Source organism: Pseudoclavibacter sp. Z016 (genome assembly GCF_002931215.1).
Lineage (GTDB): Bacteria > Actinomycetota > Actinomycetes > Actinomycetales > Microbacteriaceae > Pseudoclavibacter.
The window spans coordinates 1-22558 of the sequence record NZ_PSTU01000012.1; the positions used below are offsets into that span (position 1 = coordinate 1).

Sequence of the window (22558 nt, forward strand, 5' to 3'; positions counted from 1 at the left end):
GGTTCGAAGAGGCGACCCGATCGGTCGCCATGCCCGTCCTCTTTCTGTCGCTCGTCACGGCGGCGCGTGCCTGGTCCCCCCCCCGCTCCTGCCCCCCCCCCCGCTTCCCCCCCCCCCCCCCCAGAACGAAGGAGGAAGCAACAGCTTCGAAAACGAACTCCACCGACGCCACATCACCCAGAAGAACGGGCACCCCCACCCGCAAACCCAAGGCAAAGTCGAACGCTTCCAACAGACCCTCAAGAAATGGCTCCGTGCACAGCCCGAACAGCCCACCACGCTCGCCGAGCTCCAGCACCTCATCGACCGGTTCCGGAACGACTACAGCGCGAACAGGCCACACCGAACCCTCCCACACCGAGCCACCCCAGCCGCTCGCTAAACGACGGGCATCAAGCCCGGCCCGAGCCGCACAAAGAAGTGCACCACCCACGACCGAGTCCGCACCGACCGCGTTGACGCCTCCGGCGTCGTCACCCTCCGCGTCGACAGCAAACTCCGCCACATCGGCATCGGACGACCCCACGCCCGAGCCCACGTCAAACTCCTCATCCAGGACCTCGACATGACCGTCATCAACTTCACCACCGGGGAAGTCCTCCGCGAGCTCACCATCGATCTCAGCAAGGACTACCAACCCACCGGCAACTCCAAAGGACCCACCCGAAAACGAAATAGCCCGAACCTGCACCAGCAGGTTCGAGCTATTTCGATGTCTTGCGACATCTCACCGTCGGGCTGACAGGATTTGAACCTGCGACCCCCTGACCCCCAGTCAGGTGCGCTACCAAGCTGCGCCACAGCCCGTGGCTTTCGTTCTCCGCGAGGACAACTCGACCATCCTAGCGGAACCTGGGGCGCTCTGCGCACCACCCTGTCGAACGTGTCGCGGTCGACCGGCCCACCACATCCACTCCCCCGATTGTTCGCACAATCTCCCGCCTGGGAATAGCCTGGTACCCGCGCAGTGTTGCGAACCCAGTCCCCTATCTCAGAAGCAGAGGTCCGCAACATGCAGGTCATGCCCGAACTCACCCCCTTCCGGCGCGGAATCGCCCTCTTCGCGCTTGCGCTCGGAGGCTTCGGCATCGGTGTCACCGAGTTCGCCACGATGGGCCTCCTGCCCGACATCGCCCGTGAGCTGCTCCCCGGCTTCGAACAGAACCCGGATGCGGTGATCGCGCAGGCGGGCATCCTCATCTCCGCCTACGCCCTCGGCGTCGTCGTCGGCGCGCCCGTCTTCGCGGTGCTCGCGGCCCGCATGTCACAGACCAAGCTCGCATTCTGGCTCCTCGGCATCTTCATCGTCGCCTCCGCTGCATCCGCCCTCATGCCCGACTTCGGCACGACCGCGGTCATGCGCTTCATCGCGGCGCTCCCCCACGGCGCGTATTTCGGCGTCGCCTCGCTGCTCGCCGCCCGCATCATGGGCCCAGGCAAGCAGGGCCAGGGCGTCGCCCTCGCCCTGTCCGGCCTCACGATCGCCAACATCTTCGGCGTGCCCCTCGCGACCTGGCTCGGCCAGGCCAGCGGCTGGCGCTACGCGTACGTGCTCGTCGCCGCGATCTTCTTCGTCACGTTCCTGCTCGTGTTCTTCTTCGTGCCCCGCTACCCCGGCAACCCCGAGCGCAGCGCCATGAAGGAGCTCATCGCCTTCAAGAACCCGCGCCTCTGGATCATGGTCGCCGTCGGCGCCATCGGCTTCGGCGGCTTCTTCGCCGTCTACTCGTACATCGCCGAAGTCACGACCCGCGAGACGGGCCTCGGCCCCGGCATCGTGCCATGGGTGCTCGCGACCCTCGGCGTCGGCATGACCCTCGGCAACCTCATCGGCGGATGGGCAGCAGACCGCAACCTGACCCGCACCATGTTCGTCGGCTTCGGCTCCTTTATCGCTTCGCTCGTCTTCTACAGCCTCATCGCGTCGAACCCGGTCGGCCTGTTCGTGGCCGTGTTCTTCCTCGGCCTCACCTCGTCGTCGCTGCTCCCTGCCATCCAGTCGCGCCTCGTGCGCATCGCCGACGAAGCAGCCCTGCTCGGCGCGGCCATCAACCACGCCGCGTTCAACGTCGGCAACAGCCTCGGCGCCTGGCTCGGCGGCATGGTCATCGCTGGCGGCCTCGGCTACCTCGCACCCGGCTGGGTGGGCGTCGTCCTCGCCGTCCTCGGCATGGGCCTCACCGCACTCGGCGTCTCCGTCGAGCGCCGCGACAAGCGCCACTCCCTCGACACCACCGGCCTCCGCACGATCCCCGCAGCCGAACGCGCCGACATCGGAGCCTGACCCACCAAACGCTGCCCGGCGTTTCGCCCTCTGAGATGACCTTCAGAGGGCGAAACGCCGGGCAGCGATCGCCGAGAGCCGAGGCCGGCGGAGGCGGGCCCAGCCGGAGCCGGGCAGCGGGCAGCGATCGCCGAGAGCGCCCGCGCAGAGCGCAACCCCCAGGAGCGCCTACTGCACCGTCGACGCGAACATATTCAGGCCGAGCTTGTTCGACAAGTGCCGGGTGGCGCGGATGCCGCGCACGCTGTTGCCGGCCGCATCCAGTGGCGGGGAGAACGTCGCGAGCGAGCCCTTGCCCGGCGCGATCGTCACGATGCCGCCGGAGACGCCGCTCTTGCCCGGCATGCCCACCTCGAAGAGCCAGTCGCCGCTCGCCTCGTACATGCCGTTCGTCGCCATGACCGACAGCACGTCGCGGCTCACGGACGGATCGACGACATCCACGCCGGAGATGGGGCAGTCGCCGCCATCGGCGAGCGTCGCCCCCATCGTGGCGAGGTCCTCGGCGGTCACGAGCAGCGAGCACTGCCGCGTGTACAGCTCGGTTACCTGCGTCGGGTCGAGCGAGATGTGCCCGTAGCTCTCGAGCAGCCTCGCGATGCTGCGGTTGCGAGTGTTGGTCTTCATCTCCGACTCGTAGACGCGCTCGTCGATCTCGAGCGGGTGGCCGACGAAGTTCGACAGCCCCGCGTGGATGAAGTCCCACTTCTCATCCCACGTCTTCCCGGGCACGAGCGACGTCGTCGCGATCGCCCCCGCGTTGACAAGCGGGTTCATGGTGCGTCCGCCGTTGAGCTCGATCGCCATGACCGAGTTGAACGGCAGCCCCGTGTTGTTGACGCCGATCCGCTCGCGCACCTCCTCGTGCCCCAGCTCCTGCACGACCAGCGCGTAGACGAACGCCTTCGAGATCGACTGGATCGAGAACTTGAGCTGCGCGTCCCCGAACGAGAACCGGTGCCCGTTCGCCGAGGTGAGACTCAGCCCGAACCAGGACGAGTCGGCCTCCGCGAGCGCGGGGATGTAGTCGGCGACGGCGCCGTCCTGCACGTGGCGGTACCGCTCGTACGTCTCGGAGAGCATCTCCCGCACGTGATCGGCATCCGGCAGCCTGCCGGTCGACACCACGCGGGTGTCGGGATGCACGAGGTCCGGCTCGCTGGGGAACGCGGTCGGGTGTTCCGGCAGGAGCGTCTGTTCGGGGAGAGTCGTCACGCCCCCGAATCTAGTCCTGCACTGTGCCCGACGCGAAGAGGTTCATGCCGAGCTCGTTCGACAGGTGCCTGGCCGCCTTGATGCCGCGCACGCTGTTGCCGGCGTCGTCGAGGCGCGGCGAGTAGCTCGCGAAGCCGCCCTTGCCTGGGGCGATCGTCACGAGCCCGCCCGAGACGCCGCTCTTTGCGGGCATCCCGATCTCGTACAGCCACTCCCCGCTCGCCTCGTACAGGCCGTTCGCGGCCATCACGGCGAGCGCGTCCCTGGATGCGCCCTGCCCGATGACCTGCTCGCCCGTCTTCGGGTTCCTCCCGCCGTCGGCGAGCGTCGCCCCCATGACGGCGAGGTCCTCCGTGGTGACGAGCAGCGCGCACTGCCGCGTGTACAGCTCGGTGACCTCGTGCGGGTCGAGGGTGATGTGCCCGTAGCTCTGCAGGAGCCGCGCGATGCCCTGGTTGCGGATGTTGTTCTCGCGCTCCGACGCGAACGCGTCCTCGTCGATCTCGAGGTCGCGCCCCGCGAAGGCGGAGAGGCCGCTCAGGATGAAGTCCCACTTCTCCTCCCACGTCTCCCCCGGCGCGAGCGCCGACGTGGCCAGCGCACCCGCGTTGACGAGGGGGTTCATGGTGCGGCCGCCGTTCAGCTCGATCGCCATGACCGAGTCGAACGGCAGGCCCGTGTTGTTGACGCCCACAAGCTCGCGCGCCTTCGTGTGCCCGACCTCCTCGCGCACGAGCGCGAACACGAACGCCTTCGAGATCGACTGGATCGTGAACAGCAGCTCAGCGTCGCCGCGACTGTACGACTGCCCTTCGGTCGAGACGATGCAGATCCCGAACAGGTCCGGGTCCGCATCCGCCAGCGCCGGAATGTAGTCGGGCACCTCGCCGTCATCGACCGACGAGAACTGCTCGTACGTCTCGTCGACCGCCGTCTTCACGTCGTCGGAGTCGGGCAGCTGCCCCGTCGAGATCGCCGAGCGGCTCGAGTGCACCATCTCCGGCTCGTCGCCGAACATGTGCGTTGCGTCCACCGTGGTCTGCGTCATGTGGGCAACCCTAGCCAGCCCCGCACGACGGGCAGCTGACCGAACCGGGGCGAAGCCGGGATCGGCCCAGGCAGGTGAGAGAACCCTGGACATCCGGGTTGCCTGGTTGCGGCAACTACTTGCATAAATGAAACTAGATGCACGCATCAATCGATGGAGAGGAAGGTCGATGACCGAAGCAGAGCACCCCGAGCAGCTCCGACTGCCACAGAGCCCCAAGCGCACACTCTCGGCCTTCGATTGGGTGATGCTCCTCGGCATCCCCGTTGTCGCCTACTTCGGCGTGGCAGGTGCGGCCGTCGGCAACACCGCCGGCATCGTCCTCACCGGATTCGCCGCGCTCGCCATGGTCGCCTTCCGCGCGCTTCGCGTCGGCAGGAAGAACGAGCCGCACATCGCGCCGTGGACCCACTGGCTGTCGATCGGCGTCGCTGTCGCCTCGTTCGTCACCGCGTGGAACGCGTTCCGAGCCGCTCCCCTCGACACCGGCATCGTCTTCACGCTGCCTCTCGTCCCGGTGGCACTGTTCTTCGCCCTCGTCATCGCCGTCTTCCGGAAGCCGCGGCCGTGAGCGAGACCCCAGAGCTTCGAGCGCTGTTCTCACCGCCGCGGTTCAAGGTGCTCGGGTTCCTCGTGCAGGTCGAGGAGTCTGACTACGCCTCCATCGGGGAGTTCACCGGCCTCGGCGTTCCGGAGATCTCGAGAACCGTGAAGTTCTTGGACGAGGCAGGCCTCGTCCAGGTCAGAAAGGGCCAGAAGGGCCGCTACCCGCAGACCCTGGTGCGCGCTACGCCGAGCGGACGGGAGCGGTTCCGCGAACTCCTGGCCGACTTGCAGCGCTACGGGCTGGGTGGTTGAACCACCCAGCCCGTAGCCGACTTGCCCAAGAACGGGCGACTCGTCAGGAAGCCCCCATCAGTCGCTGAAGAGGCTGCACTGCACGGCACCGGCCGCGAGGCTCGCGGCCACACCCGCGATGCCGCCGGCAACCCCGGCGCGCACGAGCTTCGGGCCGACCTTCTCCGCGACCTCGTCCCACTTCTTGTCGCGGATGAGCTCGGCGATCTCGCCGCTGACGATGCCGGAGATCAGTCCGATAACACTGTTCTCGACCATGCAGTCCACGAACGCGTTCCCCGTGGATGCGGCGCGGGCCTGGGATGACTGCAAGGCCTGCGGTCCAGCGCCCTGCGCACGCGCCGCCTCAAGCGAGGCACCGATGTCGGCGGCTTCCTGCTCGCCGATGATCGATGCGGCCTTCTCCTGGTCGTAGGAGACGACGCCGTCGGGCCCGAGGATGAGCGCCTCTTCGAAGAGGCTCTCGAGGGTCTGCGCCAATTCGGCTTCCTGCCCCTGCGTCATCGCACCGGACGATGCCGCCGTGAACGTCGTCGTGCTCGGCGAAGCTGTTGCGGTCGTGGGAACGAAGAATGCAGCAGCGAGCGTCGCGGCCGTCGCGCTCATGACCAACCTGTTGCGGACCTTCATGATCACTCCAATTCATCTTGTGTGTCAGGCGGAGGCGAACCCCCGCTTTCTGTGTGAGATTTCCTTGGTGGAGGTCGTGGTGACCTCCGGCAACAAGTCTTCCAGGCGGCACGCGCCGTGCCCGAGCTCGGCGGACCGGTCGACGCGCTGGGCGAATCAAAACGCGCGAAGAGCCGGGAGGCAGCGCGATCCAGGCAGCTCTGCAGGGATACTGCAGCGATTCTGCGCGTGCTCGCCGCTCCTGCCCACGTGCTTGCCAGGACCCTCTCAAGTGGGGCCCGGGCGTGTCACTCAGTCGAGGCGCACCGGAGCAAGCTCCGACCACACATCCCCCGGCCCAGGGTTCCCGGCAGCGGATGCGCCCCCGAGGTGCTTCGCGACGCCCCACACGGCGTTGAGGGCCGTCGTCACCGCACCCTCGGCCCAGCCCGCCGTGAAGGAGATGTCGTCGCCCGCGAGGAAGATGCCCCGCTGGTGGTCGTCGAGCTCGTCCTGCACGAAGTGCCCGAAGAGGCGTTCCTGGTAGCGGTAGTGGCCGGGCAGGTTGTTCTTGAACGCGCCCATGTAGTTGGGGTCGGCCTCCCACGACACGGTGATCGGCTCCCCCACGATGTGCGCGCCGATGTCGAGGCCGGGGTAGATCTTGTCGAGCGAATGCAGCATGAGCCGCGTGCGCTCCGACGCGTCGAGGGCCAGCCACTTCAAGGCGTCGTCGTTCCACGTGTAGGAGAGCAGGATCACGGCGGGCTTGTCGGGGCCCTCGTCGATGAGGTACGTCGCGCGGGGCAGGCGGTCGGTGAGCGTCATGCTCATGACGGGCTTCCCCGTCGCCGGGTCCAGGTCGCGCCAGAAGGGCCGGTCGACCATCACGAACGTCTTCGACGAGAGCATGTAGTGGCTCTTCTCGATGGCCGTCCACATCTCGGGCGTGAACAGCTCCTCGTCCGTGTCGATGCGCGCCGACAGGAGCCACGACTGGCAGGTCACGATGGCGGACGCGAACTCCTGCGTGCGCCCCCACTTCTCCGTGATGCTGACGCCACCGTTCTGCCCGCGCTTGATCGCGGCGACCGCACCCCGCGGCACCCCGCCGTGCAGGCTCGCGAGGCTCGTGCCCTCAGGCCAGTGCTCCAGCTCGGCCGGCTCGTGGTGCCACAGGTCGACGGGCAGCTTCTGCGCCCCGCCAACGATGCGGCGGTGCGCGTCGTCGGCGTTCGTGAACACGACCCGCAGGATCTCGAGGATCGAGTTGCCGAAGTCGGTGTCCCAACCGCCCGTGCCGAAGCCCACCTGGCCGAACGCCTCGATGTGCTCGAAGCTGAGATCCCTGAAGGCCGCGCTCTCTGCCACGAATCCGTAAAACGAGCGGTTGTCGAACTTCTCGACCAGCTCGTTCCATGCGGCCTTCAGGGTCTCCGTATCGCGTGCGCGGATGGCGTCCTGGATGCGAACCAGGTCGGCCTCCTCCGTCAGCGCACGCTTCCACGCCTCCGCCACCTCCGTGAAGAACGGGGGCAGGTCGGCGGGAGTCTCGGCGTAGAACGACGTGCCGGCGAGCTCGATGACCGTCGACGGCGTCACCTCCGCCAGCGGGTTCGGGAACGCCTGCGTCTCCAACCCGACGAGATCGACGTAGTGGTAGAACGCGCGCCCCGACTCGGGGAAGCGCATGCCGCCCAGGTCGGCGATGACGCTCGGTGCCGCATCGAACGACCGCGTCTTGAGGCGCCCGCCGATGCTGTCCGCCTCGAAGATGACGGGCTTCAGCCCCATCTTCATCAGCTCGTACGCGGCGACGACACCCGCGAGACCGGCGCCGACGACGGCGACCTCGGTGCCGTGCATCCGCTCCGGCACCGAGCCGAGGCCGGCCGGGTGCGTGAGGAACTCGTCGTAGCTGAACGGGAAGTCCGGGTTGAGCATGGTCACCGGCTGGGAGTCCTGCGGCGTGGATGCGCCTTCCGCGCGCTGCGGGCCGCTCGGCATCGGGGTCGCGATGGTCACTTGTGCTCCTTCATGAAGACGGGGGTCGCGGCGGTCGCCGCGTTGACGTAGTCGTTCTCGCTCATGGCGCCGACGATGGAGTGCTTCCGACCGTACGCGAAGTACAGGCCGACACCCACGAGCATCCACAGGCCGAACACCATCCAGGTGGTGCCGCCGAGCGTGACCATGAGGCCGAGGCACATGACGATGCCGAGGATCGGCACGACAGGGAAGAACGGCACCTTGTAGCTGCGCGGCAGCTCGGGGCGGGCGCGGCGCAGGTAGATGACCGAGAGGTTGACGAGGGCAAACGCGAACAGCGTGCCGATGCTCGTCGCATCCGCCAGCTCGCCGAGCGGGATGAACGCGGCGACGACCGCGATGATCGACCCCACGATGACCGTGCCGGCGACCGGGGTGCCCGTCGAGGGGCGCACGCGACCGAAGACCTTCGGCACCATGCCGTCGCGCGACATGCGGAACAGGATGCGCGTCTGCCCGTAGTAGACCGTCAGCACGACGCTCGCGATCGCGATGACCGCGCCGACCGAGAACATGAGCGCGAGCAGCGGCTGGCCCGTGATGTCGGTGAGGATGCGCACGAACGCCGCCTCGCCGTCGTTGAACTCGGTCCACGGGAGCGCGCCGATGGCGGCGACCGCGACGAGGATGTAGACGACCGTGACGATGACCATCGACAGGATGATCGCGCGCGGCAGATCCTTCTGCGGGTTCTTCGCCTCGTCGCCGGCCGTGGAGGCGGCGTCGAAGCCGATGTAGGAGAAGAAGAGGCGGCTCGAGGCGGCCGCGACGCCGGCTGCGCCCATGGGGGCGAGCGGCTCGAAGTTCGCCGTCGTGAACGCCGTGAAGGCGATGAACACGAAGACGAGCAGCACGATGACCTTGATGGCGACCATGACCGTATTCACCCAGGCGCTCTCCTTCGCGCCGCGCACGAGCAGCAGCATCGCGACGATCACGAGCGCCGCGGCTGGCAGGTTGAAGAAGCCGCCGTCGAGGCCGATCGGGTTCGCGAGCGCCGGCGGGAGCGCGAGGCCGAAGACGCCGAGCGTCTCGTTGACGTACTGCCCGGCGCCGACCGCGACGGCGGCCACCGAGACGCCGTACTCGAGCACCAGGCACCAGCCGCACACCCAGGCGACGCCCTCGCCCATCGTCGCGTAGGAGTAGGAGTAGCTCGACCCGGAGACGGGCACCGAGCTCGCCATCTCGGCGTAGGAGAGGGCCGAGAGCAGCGCGGCGAGGCCGGCGACGGCGAACGCGATCCAGACGGCGGGGCCGGCGAGCGGGACCGCGGTGCCCAGGATCACGAAGATGCCCGTGCCGAGCGTCGCGCCGACGCTGAGCATCGTCAGCTGCCACATGCCGAGGGTGCGCTTCAGGCCGCCCTCGCCCGACTCGGTCAGGGACTCGTCGGTGAGCTGCTCCAGCGGCTTGCGGCGCAGCAGCTGCGTGCCGAGCGGCGTGCGTGACCGGCCGGCTGTGGTGGGTGGTGTCGCCATTGACGGTTGCCCTTCTTGGGTTCGGGACCAGCATGATCAGGGATCGATCGGCGCTGTCCAACTGCGCCCAGCAGTGCTGGGCCTGGCAATCGTATGGTCGCACCACGCAGCGCATCCACGGGCGATATGCTCGGTTCGTCGCGAAGATGCGACAGAATGCACGGGAGCTCGCATGCCATCACCCTCGTCACCGCACGGCCAGATCTCACTCGCCCAGTTGCTCGCACGCCCCGAGCTGCACCTCGAGGTGCTCGTGCCCGGCGACCTCGATGTGAGCATCCGCTGGGTCGCGACGAGCGACCTCACCGACCCGACGCCGTACCTCCTCGGCGGCGAGTTTCTGCTGACTGCCGGCGTCGGGCTGCGCGACCTCGACCACGCCGAGCTGGAGGGCTACGTCGAACGGGCCGTCAGCGCCGGCGTCGTCGCGCTCGGCCTCGGCATCGACCCGGTGTTCCACGAGGTGCCACCCGCCCTCCTCGAGGCCTGTACCGCGAGCGACCTCACCCTCGTGCGCATCCCCAACGACACCCCGTTCGTGGCCGTGTCGCGCACCTTCGCCGAGATGACCGAGCTGCGGCGAGTGGATGCGCTGCGCACACTCGCCGACGCGACCCGCCGGCTGCTGCGCGCCGCATCCGCGGACCAGCCCGAGACGGCCGTGGCGGCGGCGCTCGCCGAGCGGCTCGGCTCCTGGGCCGCGATCGTCGGGCCGGGCGGCGCGGTGCGCGCGCGGGCCGGCCAGGTGCCACCCGCACCCGTGCTGGGGGCCCTCGCCGAGTCGGCAGACCAGACGAGGGGCGGCCCAGCCGCCTACCCGCTGCGCAGCCTCGGCGGAGCCGCCCTCGGCACGCTGCTCGTGGAGGCCGCTCCCCCGGCGGGCTCGACGGCGCACGCGTTCCTCACGACGGCCCACGGCATGCTCGAGCTCATCGCGAGGCAACGCACCACCGGCAGCGTCGCGCCCGGCCAGCTGCTCGTGCCGCTCCTCCTCGAAGCCGACGACGTATTCGCGCGCCCGGACGGCGGCCCGGACACCGAGCTGTGGCGCGACCTCCTCCTGCAGGCGGCCGGCGGAGACGCGCGCGCCCGAACCCTCAGGGTCGTCGTCGCCTGCGCGCCCTCCTCCCTGAAGGACGCGAGCGAGCTGCACCGCTGGCGCAGCCTCTTCGACACGAAGCTCGTCACCATCTCGGCCGAGCACGCCACCGTCACCCTCATCACCCGCCTCGACGTCACGGAGCGGCGCCTCGCCGCGTTCCTCGACGAGGGGTGGAGCTTCGTCGTCGGCCGGCCCGTCACGGCCGAGCAGCTGCGTGCATCCGCCGCGGAGGTTCGCGCACTCGAGCGGCGAGCGAGGGAGGACGGCGGGGTGGTGCGCGTTGGCGCCGACCTCGCGCCCGTGCACTCGTTCATCGGCGCTGCCTCGGGGCGAGCCCTCGCCGAGCGACGTCTCGAACCGCTCCTCGAGCTCGACGTAGAGGCCCGGAACGCACGCCTCGCGCTGCTGCGCGCCTGGCTGCACGCGAACGGGCACTGGGATGCGACGGGCCGCGAGCTCGGGATCCACCGCAACAGCGTGCGCCGCGGCATCGACCAGCTGCGGGGGCTGCTCGGGCTCGACCTCGACGACGCCCGCGTGCGCGCCGAGCTCGTCATCGCCCTCGAGTACGTGGAGTAGCTACCCGGCGAACCACTCGGTCAGGACCCAGAGCAGCACCAGCGCTGCGACGACGATCGCGAACACCGACGCCCCCGCCACGAGAACCTCACCGAGACTCGCCCCGCCTCGGTATCGGCGCCGCACGAGCACCGGGGAGAGCGGCTCGCTGACCAGCGTGACGCGGCACCCGGCCGAGCGGAGCGCATCCACAACCCCGAGACCGTGCGGAGTGAACGCCGCGATCGTGTCGCCGCCGCCCCGCAGGATGACTCGCGCGGCAGTTCCCGGCCCCATCCTCGTCGGAAGCAGCAGGCGCTCGACGACGACGACCTCGTCGATGACGGCGAGCGGAATGACCCGCTCCCTCCGCCGAACGGAGCTGATCACGAGACCGGTCTTCTCGACCCTCGCTTCGACGAACCGGCCGAAGAGCACCCCGCCCACCGCGAATGCCACGGCCCCGAGGAGCGCCAGCACCGCGCCGCCTACCGAGCCCTGCGCCCACGGCCCTGCGGCAGCCTCGACGAGCGCGAACCACGCGACGCCGACGAGTGACACAGCGGCCGCGATGACCAGAAACCAGCGCCCAGCCCGTACCGACATGCGCTCCCTCAATTCACCCCGCCGCGATCGCCCCGAGTCGGGTTTCTCCGCCCCCTGCAGACGGTGATCAGCCTGCCGCACCAGCAAGCCACCAGGGTAGCCCGCGCACCACCGCAGGCACCCCCACCGCGGTAGGATTCGGGCACGCTCTCCCAGCGCGCAGCACCGCACCTCAGCGAGACCAGTGCTCGCCGAACGCACCGCTGCATCACTTGGCCTGAGCCGAGGTGACCTCGACGTGACCCGTTCCATCGACGCCCGAGCAGCACGCACCCCGCTTCGCGCGACGCGAGGCGATGCCCTGCGCCCGGCCCTCCTGCTCATCGCCGTGCTGGCGCTCGCCCTCGGCGGCGTGCAGCTCGCCGTCGGCGTGGATGCGCCCGTCCCGTTCTGGGTGCCGCTCGCCTTCACCGCCGTGTTCTTCGTCTGGACGGCCGCCGGCGTCATCGCGTGGTGGCAGCGCCCCCTGAGCATGGTCGGCGGCCTGCTGCTCGTCGGCGCGATCGCCATGTTCCTCGGCGGGGTCGGCAACCTGGGGCTCCCCGTGCTGGTGGAGCTGAGCACCATCTTCGCGACCCTCATCCTCGCCGTCACGGTGCACCTGCTGCACGCCTTCCCGTCCGGACGTCTGCAGGGGCGCGTCTCCATCGCCACGGTCGCCGTCGGCTACGGCGTGACGCTCCTGCTGCAGATCCCGCTGTACGTGCTCCCGCCCGACACGCTCCCGCACCTCGTCGGAGTCTGGGTGCAGGCGTTTGTCGGCCTCGGCGTCATGGGGGTCACTGCGGCCCTCCTCATCCGCCGCCTCCGCTCCGCCGACCCGAAGAACCTGCGCGTCCTTCTCCCCCTCTACCTGTACGGCATCCTCGCGGTGCTGAGCATCCCCCTCTCCGCGAACGTGCTGCGCCTCCTCGGCGCGCCCGGCGAGGTGATCGGCTCCATCCAGCTGGTCGTCATCGCGGGCATCCCCATCGCCTTCCTCCTCGGCGTGCTCATCGGCGGCTACGCGCAGACCGTGGAGGCGGAGGTGCTCAGCGCCTGGCTCAGCCTGGCCGGCTCCGCGCGAACCGTCGTCGGGGCTGCGCTCGCCCGCTCGCTCGGCGACGACTCGCTGCGGGTCGCGTACTGGGCAGAGAACCGGCAGGTGTTCGTCGACGAAGCGGGCCTCGACGTGGAGGTCCGCGCCCAGTCGACGCCGCGCCACTGGCAGGAGGTGCACGTCGAGTCCCGACTGGTGGGCGCCATCAGCTACGACGAGCGGATGATCGCAGACCCCGAGACCGTGCGCCGGGCCGGCCGTGTGCTCGCCATCGCGCTCGACCGCGAGCGCCTCACCGCCGCGCTCCTCGCGAGCAACGAGGCGCTGCAGCAGTCAAGGCTCCGCATCGTGGAGACCGCCGACCGCGAGCGCAACCGCATCGCCCGCGACCTCCACGACGGCCTGCAGGTGCAGCTCGTGCTGCTGGCGCTCGAGGCCCAGCAGATCGCGAACTCCGGCGACGCGCACCCGTCGACGGTGACAGAGGCGACCGCGCTCAGGCACCGCATCGACACGGCAGCCGCCGACCTCCGCCGCCTCGTGCACGCGGTGCTGCCGTCGGCGCTCGTCGAGCGCGGCCTGACGGCGGCCGCCGAAGACCTCGTCGATCGCCTCGAGATCCCCGCGAGCCTCGTCAGCGACGCCGACGACAGCACCCTGGCCCCCGCGACGTCGCAGTCGGCGTACCTCATCATGGCCGAGGCCCTCACGAACGCCGTCAAGCACTCCGACGCGCGCACCGTGAACGTGCGCATCACGCAGCGGGGCGCGCTGCTCAGCGTGACGGTGAAAGACGACGGCCGCGGCGGGGCACGGGTCGAAGATGGCACCGGGCTGAAGGGGCTCGTCGACCGGATCGACACCCTCGGCGGCTCCTTCGAGCTCGTCTCGCCCCTCGGATCGGGAACGGAAGTACGGGTGGAGCTGCCATGCGGGTCGTGATCGGCGAAGACGAAGCGCTGCTGCGCGAGGGGCTCAGGCATGTCCTCAGCAACGACGGCTTCGAGGTGGTCGCCGCGGTCGGCACCGCCGTCGAACTCGAGATCGAGGTGGCGCGGCTCACGCCCGACCTCGTGATCACCGACATCCGGATGCCCCCGACCTTCACCGACGAGGGACTCGTCGCTGCCCTCCGCATCCGGCAGGCACATCCCGAGGCCGCCGTGGTCGTACTGTCGCAGCACGTGCAGCGGCGCTATGCGAGCGAGCTCATCGGGCAACGCGACGGTGGCGTGGGCTACCTGCTCAAGCAGCGCATCGCCGATGTTCGGGCCTTCACCGCCGACCTGCGCCACGTGCAGGCGGGCGGCACCGTGCTCGACCCCGACGTCGTGGCCGTGCTCCTCGCGCGGGCGACGAAGATCAGCGGGCCCGTCGGGGAGCTCACGCCCCGGCAGCTCGACGTGCTCGGGCTCATGGCCGAAGGCCGCAGCAACAGCTACATCGCCGCGAGGCTCGGCTCCTCCGAGAAGGCCGTCGTGCACCACACCTCCAACATCTACGACGCCTTCGACCTGCCTGTCGCGGCAGACGACCACCGCCGAGTGCTCGCGGTCGTCCGCTACCTCGCGGCCGCCGGAGACGTGGATGCCGGCGGCGGGCGTTGAGACGCGCGCCCGCGCCGGCTTCCATCTCAGCGGCCCGGGTCGGGCCGAGCGCTCCAGCCGGGGACTCTCTGACTCCTGTAACTCCTAGCTCGCGACGGGCGAGCTGTAGAGGGTGCCGATGAGCTGCTTCGCGATCTCGGTGGCGGGCCCCGCGCCGTTCGCGGCCGGGGCGAGGTTCGCCCAGACGACGAGCGTCACGTCGGCGACGGGGTCGTAGCCCATGAAGGAGTTGAAGCCGGGGAGCTCGCCCGTGTGGCCGTAGAACTGCCCGAAGTGAGCCATGTTGTAGCCGTAGGACGGGTCAGCCGGATTCTTGCTCGTGGGCTGGAAGCTGTCCATGCGCGCCTGCTGCATGTCCGGTTCCAGGATGTCGCCGCTCTTCCCGCCGAGCGCCTCCACCCAGTCGGCGAGGTCGCCCGCGGTGGAGATGCCGGAGCCAGCCGACCATGCCCACGACGGGTTGTCGAGGGTGCCGTCGTTGGGCGTGAATGTGCCCTCCTCGACCTGCTTCATGAGGTCCGGCGGCAGCTTCGACGAGCCGATCGTGTTGACGTTGGTCCACCAGAAGTAGCCGTCGGAGTGCGGCGATGGGATGCTGCTGTCCCCGATCTCGGGGAACGACGTCTCGCCGAGGCCGAGCGGCGTGAAGATCCGCTCGTCGTAGATCTCGGCGAGCGGCTTCCCGTCGAGGTCCTCGGCGATGAGCCCGAGGAGGATCGTGTTGGTGTTCGAGTAGTGGTACTCGGTGCCGGGCTCGAAGTCGACCGGCAGAGGAAGCGCCATCTTGATGAGCTCCTCCGGCTCCCACACGCGGTCCGGGTCCTCATCCAGTGCCGTGTTGAGCTCGAGCGTCTCCGTGTAGTTGGCGAGCCCGCTGCGCATGAGCAGCATCTGCTCGATCGTGATGTTGTCGCCGTTCGGCACGTCGGGCCGGTACTTCGACACGGGGTCCGCGAGCGCGATCTTGCCCTCCTGCACGAGCTGCAGGATGACCGTGCCCGTCCACGTCTTCGTGTTGGAGCCGATGCGGATGTGGTCGTCGACCGAGACGGGCGTGCTGCCGCCGGGACTCGTCACCCCGTAGGTCGCCGTGAACTCCCCCTCTGGCGTGCGCAGCAGCATCACGGCGCCCGGCTGGCCGAGCTCCTCCGCGGTCTCCTCGAAGATCGCGGTCACAGCCGCCTCGTCGAACGGCTTCAGCGTGGATGTCGGTGCCTCGGTCTCCGCGGCCTGCGCCGTGCAGGAGACGAGGGCGAGGGCGGCGACCATGGCGGTCGCCGTGTACGTCGTTCTCTTCGCGATCTTGGACATGTGCTGTTGCCTCCTGGATTGCGTGCGAACTCGGGGATGCTCGGTCAGTACGCCTGCTGGATGATCGCCGCGACCTTGCCGACGTCATCGTTCGCTTCGAAGACCCCGGGCATGCCCTCGTAGAAGCCCTGGTTCACGATGATCGTGAACGCCAGGTTGCGGCCGGACTCGGTGACCATGACGCCGCCGAGGGTCTTGGTGCCGAGCCGGAGCCTGCCGTTGAACGCGTCGGCGCTCGCGAGCGTTCCCGTCTTGGCGAAGACCTTCCCGGCGGCGGGGCTGTCCTTCTGCACGTCGGCGAGCGACCCGTCGACGCCGAGGATCGGCATCGTGTCGCGCCACCGCTCGGCGTCGGGACGCTCCGCCATGAGGCTCTGGATCTGCACGGCATTCTTCGGGGTGATGTAGTTGCCTTCGAGCCCGGAGCCGTCGACGAGGGAGGCGCCCGTCGTGTCGAGGCCGGCCTCGGCCCAGATGGCTTGCGCGACCCCCATGCCGTCCTTGTTGCAGTCGGTCTTGCCCGCGTCGACCGCGAGGCGGCAGACGAGAGTCTGTGCGCCGCGGTTGTAGCTGACCTTCATGACGTAGGTGATCTCCTCGGCGAGCGGCAGCGACTCGAGCTCCGCGACCGCGGGGAGCGCCTCGACGGCGTCCCAGTTCGGGAGGGCCGACTTCGGGTTCTCCGCGGAGGGATCGGCGCTGACGGTGACCCCCGCGCGCTCCAGGGCTTCGATGAACGCCGTGCGGGCGAAGGTCGACGGGTCGTCGAACTCGAACACCCTCAGCACGGGGTCGGCGTCCGCGGCGATCGTGCCGGTCACGACGATCGTGTTCGGATCGCTTGCCGAGAGCTTCGGCGCGGAGACCTTGTACTCCTCACCAGCTGGCACCGTCTCCACCTGGAGGTCGAGCGCCCACTTTCCGACGGCAGGTGTGAGCGCCGCGGTCGCGGGGGCACCCGCCTCCCCCGGCGTGACGAGCACGTCGAGGAGGTTCTGGTTGATGACGATGGGGGTGATCGGCTGCTCGGCAAGCGAGCCCTGGAACAGGCGGTCGTCGATGATCACGTCGCCGCTGACGGTTGTGATCCCGGACGCCTTCACCTGCGCGGCCAGCTCGTCGAGGCCCGTCAGGGGATCCTCGGGCGTGAGCGTCGCCCCCGGCAGGGGGTTCGCGTCGTTGTGGTCGAGGTTCGCGAAGCTGACGCTGCCGTCGTCCTTGGTGCGTCCGCCCATCGTCAGGTCGCCCTGCCCGACCAGCACGAGATCACCGTCGAGCGTGCCAGCCGTGACCTCGCCCGACTGCTTCACCGGCGTCACAACCGTGTGGTCAGGACCCCACTTCACCCATGCGGCACCGGCGCTGTACGTCTTCACGAAGGAGCCCGGCTCGGCGAGCTTCTCGCCGTCCAAGTCGACGAGCACCTCACCCGTGTCCAGATCCTCGACCGCGATCGACCAGCGGCCGCTCGCGAACTGCGGCTGATTCATGACCTCGAGTGCCGCATCCGGAAGCCCAGGGACGGACACGAGCGTCGTCCCGTCCCACACCGGGACGTCCGCATCGTTCGCGTCGGCCGCGACGCACCCCGTGAGCAGCAGCATCGCGACGGCCCCCGCCGTCAGGACGCGGGCGCCGCGGCCGAACCCTGATCCACGTGCTCGCCCGGCAACGCCGCCGGCGATCACGCGCCCGCTCCGTTCGCGAGGACCTCAGCGAGGGCGCGGAAGGCGATATCGGCCGGATGCCCGGCAGGGCTGTCCGACTCGTTCATGTAGACGACGATGCTCGCGCCCGTCGCCGGGTCGTGGAAGGTGGCGGCCGTGAAGCCGAGCCCCTCGCCGTTGTGGCCGAGCCACCCGTTCGTCTCCCCCATCCCCACCGCATACAGGTCGTAGGGCGGCTTCGGAATCTCATGGCCCACCTGGCGCAGCTCCTGCGTCTCCGGCTTCAACAGTGATCCCGAACCGAGCGTCTCCGCCCAGGCGCGCCCATCCTCGAGCGTGGAGAAGAGCGAGCCGGCGGCGCCGAGAATCGACGGGTTCTCGCTCTGCGCGACGGGCTTGCCGTCGTCGATGACGTAGCCCGTGGGATGCGGTTGCGCCCAGTCGTCCACGTCGGTCAGGTACGTCGTGCCCGTCTGCCCGAGCGGGGTGAGGATGCGCGCGTCGAGCGCATCCGCGTACGGCTCGCCCGTGACCTTCTCGACGACCGCGCCGAGCAGGTTCGTGTTGGCGTTCGTGTACAGGTACTCGGCACCGGGCTCGAACCGCGCCGGCTGATCGACGACGGAGGCGTTCAGCTCCTCCAGGGTGTAGATCTTCGTCGGGTCGGAGAGGAACTCATCCTGGAAGGCCTCCGTGACGTAGTCGGCGTTCCCGCTCGACATGTTCGCGAGCTGCAGCAGCGTGATCCTGTCGCCGTTCGTGATGCCCTCGACGTACTGATCGATGGTGTCGTCGAGGCTCAGCTTGCCCTCGTCGGCGAGCTGCAGGATGAGCGTGACCGTGTACGACTTCGTGATGCTGCGGATCGGCCACGACATGTCCGTCGTGACGGGCGTGCTGTCCTCGACGTTCGCGAGTCCCGTGGCCGTCGTCCACGAGCCCTGGCCCGGGATCCACACCCCGGCGGCCGCACCTGGTACCTCGAGCTCGGCCATCACCGCGTCGAGGGCAGCCTGCAGCCCGTCCTGGAGTTCCGCGGGCAATTCGCCGTCCGGCGCGGCGGGGCGAGTGACCTCGGGAGCCGTCGGGTCAGTAGTGCTCCCCGCGCCGTCACCGCCGGCAGACGTGCATCCGCTCGCCAACAGGCCGATGGCAGCGGCCATCGCCGCCATGCCGAGAAGACGAGCAGATCGGGGTGCTCTGGATGCTTGGGATGCTCTGGAGGAGGCTTGGGGGCTGCGCATGATTCCTCATTCGTCGAGGTTCCCTGAGAGACGTCGGGAAGATCACATCTCAGGAATCACACTCGCCGACGCGGGCACTCGCGACAATGGACCTAGGTCCCTGTTGAGCTGGTGTGCCGCACGCGTCGCGCGCGTGCTGGCAGGATGCCCGCACGACAGTGCTCCTCGACCAGGTCGTCATGACCGACTACGGACTCTTCCACCTGACGTGGGAGACGTTCGATTACGACGGCGAGCTCGCGCCCCACTTCGCCGGTCAGCAGAACGGTTGGGTTGGGGCCGCACTGCCCGGCATGCTGTTTCTCTGCCTCGCACGTCGCTCGGGAGGGTCCGCGGTGAAGATCGAGCTGCTCGAGGCGCGCCCGCAGCTCGACGCCCCCGGCGAAGACTGCATCGAAGTCTCCGTCACGCTCACCGACGAACGAGAAGTGTGGTGGAGCGGCTTCACCGGCATGGACGCAGGTGCGTTCGATCTGCCCGGCGGCACGTACAGGCTCCGCGTGACTGCCCGGGGACGCGACGCGGGCAATGACGGCGAATTCGAAGATGAAGTGGTCGACCCGTACTTGCTGCAGCTCTGGTCAGCGCCCGTCGAGTACGACGAGATCGTTCGAACGGGCAGCACCGATGCGCGCTACTGGAATGACGCCTGGGGAACTCCCCAGGGCGAGACGGCGCCCACTCGAAGCTGAGGCGAGCCCCTTCGCCGACCCCTCACTTCCCCCCAGTCAGCCAGACGGGTTCTCGACCGGGAAGCCGTCGGCATCCGTGCCAGCTTCGGGGTCGACCTCACTCGGCGGGGTGGGCGCGCTCTCGTGTCGAGCTGCGTCCGGGTCGCCGCGGTCCTCGCCCACGGCACGGACGCTTCGCAGCGCATCCCACTCGGCGGCCTCGGCCGCCTGCGCGGCGCTCTGGCCCTCGTCGGGAGTGTTGGCACCTGCTGGCTCATGGGTCATGGACCGGACGCTACGCGAGGAAGATCCACCGGCCCCAGGGGTTGCGCCGAAGCGCTTCCGGTGCTGCGTGCGCCGGTCAGCGGCGGCCGGTGCCCGGGCTTTCGCCCTCGGCTGCCGAGACCCGCGCGTCTCGTCGGCGTCGCTCAGCCTCACGGTAGACGACCCACAGGAGCGCGGTCGGCAGGATGAGCAGGATGCGCAGAAGCACATCCCCCGTCTGGAAGGACGCGCCGACGACAAGCACCGACAGCAGCACGAGCCCCGCGAGGATCCAGCGGCGAGTGGTGGCGTCTTCCATGTTGGCCTCCGGTGTTCGATGTCGTGGCTCGCGCTCCGGTCGCGCTCCCCCAGGAATCACGTTGGCAGCAGTCAACCAGGCATAGCTCCGAGTTGGCGCCGTCGGCGCCGTCGCACCTGGGCAGGCCCGGGTCTGGCCGCACTCAGGCCGTCTCGGTCCGCACGGCCTCGATGTGCATCGCCGTCTGCTGGAGCGCCGAACGCAGCGTGAAGCCCTCGAGACTCGCCCAGCCGGCCGACCACGTGAGGCGAGAGGCGATCTCGAAGATCGAGGCGTCGGGCGATGCTTCGAGGGCGCCGGCGACCTCATCGGTGCGGCGCTGGTGGTGGCGCGCATGCTCACCGCAGCGTTCGGCAAGCCCCACGAACCGGTAGCCGTGCCCCGGCACGGCCTCGTCGACGCCGAGCTCGACGATGCGCCGAAGCGAGCGCTGGTACTGGAGCACCGGGTTGCTGCCATCGTCGCCGCCGAGGCCGAGCCCCGGGTGCAGCACGGGCGAGACGTGGTCGCCGGTGAACACCAGCCGGGTCTCCTCGTCGACGATCGACAGGTGCCCGGGTGTGTGGCCCGGGGTGTGGACGGCACGCAGCCGCCTGCCGGGCACGTCGAGCAGCTGCGCGTCATCGACAAGCACGTCGGCGCGCAGCGAGACCGGCGTCGCCGACCGCCCGACGAGCCGAAGGATCTCCGGGCGGCGATCGACCGGCACACCCCAGTCGACGAGCCTGGCCGTCTCGACCTCGACGCTCGGCACGTCCGCAGCCAGCGCATCGAGCGCCGCCTGCTCGGCACGGTGCAGCACGATCGGCGCACCCGTCGCGTCCCGGAGCCGCTCGGCCAGACCGAGGTGATCGTGATGCAGGTGCGTCGCGATGATCGACCGCACCTGGTCGAGCCGGTGGCCGGTCGCCGCGATGGCACTGGCGAGCACGGCAAGGTTTCCGTCGGAGTCTGAGCCGGGGTCGATGACGTGCACGCCACCCGCGTCGTCGGCGATCACCGAAGCGAGCGTGCACGGGATGCGGCCGCCGGGCGTCGGCCCCGCGGGCATCGGGCTGCCCACCGTCCAGATCCCGTCCCGCACCGCCTCGAGGGGCGCCACGGCTCCGTCGTGCCAGGCCGCTTCCTGCGCGGCGCTGCTCGCCGCGACGCTCGAGCCGCTCATGCCGCGGTCACCTGTTCTGGCGGAGCTCCGTGCCAAGTGCATCCCATGCCAGAAGCCTAGGACGCTGGCAGTGACACTGGCACTGACTCCGACTCCGACAGCGCGCGTGAGGCGGGCGTGCGGGCGCAGACGCTGCCCGAAGCTCCAAGCCGGCGACCTTCGTGACCAACTTCAGTGCCAGAACGGCCCAAACCGCCCTTGGAACAGCGAGGGAGCGCGATTCTGCACTGAAGTTGGTCAGCGTCCGGCGAGAGCGAGCCAGCGGACGCGGACGCGGACGCGCGAGCAGTCCAGCTAGCGGCGCACCGCGAACATCGCGACGAGCTCGTAAACGACGTGCGCCGCGGCGACGCCCGTGAGCTCGGCGTGGTCGTAGGCCGGCGACACCTCGACGACGTCTGCGCCGACGACGTTGAGGTCCGCGAGACCACGCAGGATCTCGAGCAGCTCGCGGCTCGTCATGCCGCCAGCCTCCGGCGTCCCGGTGCCGGGCGCGTGTGCGGGGTCGAGCACATCGATGTCGATGGAGATGTAGAGCGGGCGATCCCCGATGCGCTGCCGAAGCTGCTGCACGACCGCATCCGCTCCGCGCCGGTAGATGTCGGCCGAGCTGACGATGCCGAATCCGAAGCGCTCGTCGTCCTCGAGGTCCTGCTTGCCGTACAGCGGGCCGCGCGTGCCGACGTGGCTGAGCGCGTCCGTGTCGAGGAGCCCCTCCTCGAAGGCCCGGCGGAACGGGGTGCCGTGTGTGTACGCCGCACCGAAGTACGTGTCCCACGTGTCGAGGTGCGCGTCGAAGTGCAGCATCGCGACGGGGCCGTGCATGCGCGCCATGTTACGCAGGAGCGGCAGCGCGATCGTGTGGTCGCCGCCGATCGTGACGATCTTCGCGCCCGTGTCGCTGAGGGCCTTCGCTGCCCGTTCCACCGTCCCAAGCGCTTCCTCGATGTCGAACGGGTTGACGGCGACGTCGCCGGCGTCGGCGACCTGCTGCGCTGCGAACGGCGACACGTCGAGCGTCGGGTGGTAGGGGCGCAGGAGGCGGCTCGACTGGCGCACGTGCGCCGGACCGAAGCGAGCACCGGGGCGGTACGAGACGCCGCTGTCGAACGGGACCCCGAGGATCGCCACGTCGAGCTTCTCGACCTCATCGACCCTCGGCAACAGCGCGAAGGTCGCAGGCCCTGCGAAGCGAGGAACCTGCGCCGAATCGGTCGGTCCGACGTTGCCGTCCTGCGTCACCCGAGCGGGGTTCATCCAGAAGAAATCGTTGCTCACTGTGGGGCCTCCTTGCCGCGTGCTTCTCCCCAGAAGCTAGCGAAAAAGACCTCAGACCAAGCGCACACTTTGCACCAGGTGCTTCAAGCTTCGGTGCGAATCGCACGCACAGTTCTCCCGCCGGATGCCCCACGCCACGCCACCAGACCACCCTCGCTACCCCGCCGACGCTACCTCGCCGCC

General features: G+C 69.3%; 22 protein-coding genes and 1 tRNA gene. 9 read left to right on the plus strand and 14 right to left on the minus strand.

Annotated elements, in window-relative coordinates:
- Positions 1-172 precede the first annotated feature (172 nt).
- Positions 173-382 carry an integrase core domain-containing protein gene (locus C5B99_RS19650; RefSeq protein ID WP_258063205.1) on the plus strand — a complete coding sequence of 70 codons (210 nt, stop codon included), beginning with the start codon at positions 173-175 and terminating at the stop codon, positions 380-382.
- Positions 383-565: 183 nt separating this feature from the next.
- Positions 566-742, plus strand: coding sequence for a hypothetical protein (locus C5B99_RS19310; RefSeq protein WP_181064994.1), 177 nt, complete (start codon positions 566-568; stop codon positions 740-742).
- Here the strand turns inward: C5B99_RS19310 and C5B99_RS11425 are convergent.
- Positions 734-807, minus strand: a tRNA-Pro gene (locus C5B99_RS11425). The two genes, C5B99_RS19310 and C5B99_RS11425, sit on opposite strands and share 9 nt — an antisense overlap.
- Before the next feature lie 214 nt (positions 808-1021).
- On the opposite strand from C5B99_RS11425, the gene C5B99_RS11430 reads away from it, so the two are divergent.
- Positions 1022-2284 carry an MFS transporter gene (locus tag C5B99_RS11430; protein WP_104242287.1) on the plus strand — a complete coding sequence of 421 codons (1263 nt, stop codon included), beginning with the start codon at positions 1022-1024 and terminating at the stop codon, positions 2282-2284.
- 168 nt (positions 2285-2452) lie between these two features.
- On the opposite strand, the gene glsA (C5B99_RS11435) is transcribed toward C5B99_RS11430, so the two are convergent.
- The gene (gene glsA / locus C5B99_RS11435) at positions 2453-3499 is read right to left on the minus strand and encodes a glutaminase A (RefSeq protein ID WP_308471587.1); all 1047 of its coding nucleotides are present in this window, start codon (positions 3497-3499) and stop codon (positions 2453-2455) included.
- A 10-nt stretch (positions 3500-3509) separates the two neighbouring features.
- Complete coding sequence (glsA, locus tag C5B99_RS11440; protein WP_258063177.1) at positions 3510-4547, minus strand: glutaminase A; 1038 nt, start codon at positions 4545-4547, stop codon at positions 3510-3512.
- A 169-nt stretch (positions 4548-4716) separates the two neighbouring features.
- Between glsA (C5B99_RS11440) and C5B99_RS19655 the strand changes: the two genes are divergently transcribed.
- Both C5B99_RS19655 and C5B99_RS19660 read left to right on the plus strand, forming a co-directional pair.
- Positions 4717-5118, plus strand: coding sequence for a hypothetical protein (locus C5B99_RS19655; RefSeq protein ID WP_258063178.1), 402 nt, complete (start codon positions 4717-4719; stop codon positions 5116-5118).
- Entirely contained in the window at positions 5115-5405 is a 291-nt protein-coding gene (locus C5B99_RS19660; protein WP_194685157.1) for a transcriptional regulator, read from the plus strand. Before C5B99_RS19655 ends, C5B99_RS19660 begins: the two co-directional genes overlap by 4 nt.
- Before the next feature lie 57 nt (positions 5406-5462).
- Here the strand turns inward: C5B99_RS19660 and C5B99_RS11450 are convergent, their stop codons facing one another.
- The 3 genes from C5B99_RS11450 to C5B99_RS11460 all read right to left on the minus strand — a co-directional run bounded on the left by C5B99_RS11450 (position 5463) and on the right by C5B99_RS11460 (position 9544).
- Positions 5463-6035: a hypothetical protein gene (locus tag C5B99_RS11450; RefSeq protein WP_146080238.1), complete on the minus strand. Its 573-nt coding sequence runs from the start codon at positions 6033-6035 to the stop codon at positions 5463-5465.
- Between the two features lie 291 nt (positions 6036-6326).
- Positions 6327-8039 (minus strand): flavin monoamine oxidase family protein, encoded by a 1713-nt coding sequence (locus tag C5B99_RS11455; RefSeq protein WP_374953468.1) that lies wholly within the window; start codon positions 8037-8039, stop codon positions 6327-6329.
- The gene (locus C5B99_RS11460) at positions 8036-9544 is read right to left on the minus strand and encodes an amino acid permease (protein ID WP_104242170.1); all 1509 of its coding nucleotides are present in this window, start codon (positions 9542-9544) and stop codon (positions 8036-8038) included. Before C5B99_RS11460 ends, C5B99_RS11455 begins: the two co-directional genes overlap by 4 nt.
- A 172-nt stretch (positions 9545-9716) precedes the next feature.
- On the opposite strand from C5B99_RS11460, the gene C5B99_RS11465 reads away from it, so the two are divergent.
- Entirely contained in the window at positions 9717-11225 is a 1509-nt protein-coding gene (locus C5B99_RS11465) for a PucR family transcriptional regulator (protein ID WP_104242172.1), read from the plus strand.
- On the opposite strand, the gene C5B99_RS11470 is transcribed toward C5B99_RS11465, so the two are convergent.
- Positions 11226-11810 carry a hypothetical protein gene (locus tag C5B99_RS11470; RefSeq protein ID WP_104242174.1) on the minus strand — a complete coding sequence of 195 codons (585 nt, stop codon included), beginning with the start codon at positions 11808-11810 and terminating at the stop codon, positions 11226-11228.
- A 238-nt stretch (positions 11811-12048) separates the two neighbouring features.
- Between C5B99_RS11470 and C5B99_RS11475 the strand changes: the two genes are divergently transcribed.
- Both C5B99_RS11475 and C5B99_RS11480 read left to right on the plus strand, forming a co-directional pair.
- Positions 12049-13791, plus strand: coding sequence for a histidine kinase (locus tag C5B99_RS11475; protein ID WP_146081991.1), 1743 nt, complete (start codon positions 12049-12051; stop codon positions 13789-13791).
- Positions 13779-14456 (plus strand): response regulator transcription factor, encoded by a 678-nt coding sequence (locus C5B99_RS11480; protein ID WP_104242178.1) that lies wholly within the window; start codon positions 13779-13781, stop codon positions 14454-14456. Before C5B99_RS11475 ends, C5B99_RS11480 begins: the two co-directional genes overlap by 13 nt.
- Before the next feature lie 84 nt (positions 14457-14540).
- Here the strand turns inward: C5B99_RS11480 and C5B99_RS11485 are convergent, their stop codons facing one another.
- The 3 genes from C5B99_RS11485 to C5B99_RS11495 are packed head-to-tail and all read right to left on the minus strand — an operon-like array spanning position 14541 to position 18678.
- Positions 14541-15767: a serine hydrolase gene (locus C5B99_RS11485; RefSeq protein ID WP_104242180.1), complete on the minus strand. Its 1227-nt coding sequence runs from the start codon at positions 15765-15767 to the stop codon at positions 14541-14543.
- 44 nt (positions 15768-15811) lie between these two features.
- Positions 15812-17455 carry a D-alanyl-D-alanine carboxypeptidase/D-alanyl-D-alanine-endopeptidase gene (dacB, locus tag C5B99_RS11490; RefSeq protein ID WP_219819644.1) on the minus strand — a complete coding sequence of 548 codons (1644 nt, stop codon included), beginning with the start codon at positions 17453-17455 and terminating at the stop codon, positions 15812-15814.
- A complete protein-coding gene (locus C5B99_RS11495) occupies positions 17452-18678 on the minus strand; it encodes a serine hydrolase (RefSeq protein WP_104242182.1) in 1227 nt (408 codons plus the stop codon). The genes dacB and C5B99_RS11495 overlap by 4 nt, the downstream gene beginning before the upstream one ends.
- Before the next feature lie 113 nt (positions 18679-18791).
- Here C5B99_RS11495 and C5B99_RS11500 point away from each other — a divergent pair, with 113 nt between their 5' ends.
- The gene (locus C5B99_RS11500) at positions 18792-19370 is read left to right on the plus strand and encodes a hypothetical protein (protein WP_104242184.1); all 579 of its coding nucleotides are present in this window, start codon (positions 18792-18794) and stop codon (positions 19368-19370) included.
- A gap of 36 nt (positions 19371-19406) precedes the next feature.
- Here the strand turns inward: C5B99_RS11500 and C5B99_RS11505 are convergent, their stop codons facing one another.
- The 4 genes from C5B99_RS11505 to speB form a co-directional block, all read right to left on the minus strand.
- Positions 19407-19634 (minus strand): hypothetical protein, encoded by a 228-nt coding sequence (locus C5B99_RS11505; protein WP_104242185.1) that lies wholly within the window; start codon positions 19632-19634, stop codon positions 19407-19409.
- A gap of 76 nt (positions 19635-19710) precedes the next feature.
- Positions 19711-19932 (minus strand): hypothetical protein, encoded by a 222-nt coding sequence (locus C5B99_RS11510; protein ID WP_104242187.1) that lies wholly within the window; start codon positions 19930-19932, stop codon positions 19711-19713.
- 142 nt (positions 19933-20074) lie between these two features.
- Positions 20075-21097, minus strand: a complete 1023-nt coding sequence (locus tag C5B99_RS11515) for an MBL fold metallo-hydrolase (protein WP_181064995.1) — start codon at positions 21095-21097, stop codon at positions 20075-20077.
- Positions 21098-21391: 294 nt separating this feature from the next.
- Positions 21392-22354, minus strand: coding sequence for an agmatinase (gene speB / locus C5B99_RS11520; protein ID WP_104242298.1), 963 nt, complete (start codon positions 22352-22354; stop codon positions 21392-21394).
- Positions 22355-22558 lie beyond the last annotated feature (204 nt).

Bases quoted from the DNA above. Each gene is read 5' to 3' on its own strand.
- C5B99_RS19310 (WP_181064994.1), top strand. From the start codon at position 566: ATGACCGTCATCAACTTCACCACCGGGGAAGTCCTCCGCGAGCTCACC.
- C5B99_RS11430 (WP_104242287.1), top strand. From the start codon at position 1,022: ATGCCCGAACTCACCCCCTTCCGGCGCGGAATCGCCCTCTTCGCGCTT.
- glsA (WP_258063177.1), bottom strand. From the start codon at position 4,547: ATGACGCAGACCACGGTGGACGCAACGCACATGTTCGGCGACGAGCCG.
- C5B99_RS19655 (WP_258063178.1), top strand. From the start codon at position 4,717: ATGACCGAAGCAGAGCACCCCGAGCAGCTCCGACTGCCACAGAGCCCC.
- C5B99_RS11450 (WP_146080238.1), bottom strand. From the start codon at position 6,035: ATGAAGGTCCGCAACAGGTTGGTCATGAGCGCGACGGCCGCGACGCTC.
- C5B99_RS11460 (WP_104242170.1), bottom strand. From the start codon at position 9,544: ATGGCGACACCACCCACCACAGCCGGCCGGTCACGCACGCCGCTCGGC.
- C5B99_RS11465 (WP_104242172.1), top strand. From the start codon at position 9,717: ATGCCATCACCCTCGTCACCGCACGGCCAGATCTCACTCGCCCAGTTG.
- C5B99_RS11470 (WP_104242174.1), bottom strand. From the start codon at position 11,810: ATGTCGGTACGGGCTGGGCGCTGGTTTCTGGTCATCGCGGCCGCTGTG.
- C5B99_RS11480 (WP_104242178.1), top strand. From the start codon at position 13,779: ATGCGGGTCGTGATCGGCGAAGACGAAGCGCTGCTGCGCGAGGGGCTC.
- C5B99_RS11485 (WP_104242180.1), bottom strand. From the start codon at position 15,767: ATGTCCAAGATCGCGAAGAGAACGACGTACACGGCGACCGCCATGGTC.
- C5B99_RS11495 (WP_104242182.1), bottom strand. From the start codon at position 18,678: ATGCGCAGCCCCCAAGCCTCCTCCAGAGCATCCCAAGCATCCAGAGCA.
- C5B99_RS11505 (WP_104242185.1), bottom strand. From the start codon at position 19,634: ATGACCCATGAGCCAGCAGGTGCCAACACTCCCGACGAGGGCCAGAGC.
- C5B99_RS11510 (WP_104242187.1), bottom strand. From the start codon at position 19,932: ATGGAAGACGCCACCACTCGCCGCTGGATCCTCGCGGGGCTCGTGCTG.
- C5B99_RS11515 (WP_181064995.1), bottom strand. From the start codon at position 21,097: ATGAGCGGCTCGAGCGTCGCGGCGAGCAGCGCCGCGCAGGAAGCGGCC.
- speB (WP_104242298.1), bottom strand. From the start codon at position 22,354: ATGAACCCCGCTCGGGTGACGCAGGACGGCAACGTCGGACCGACCGAT.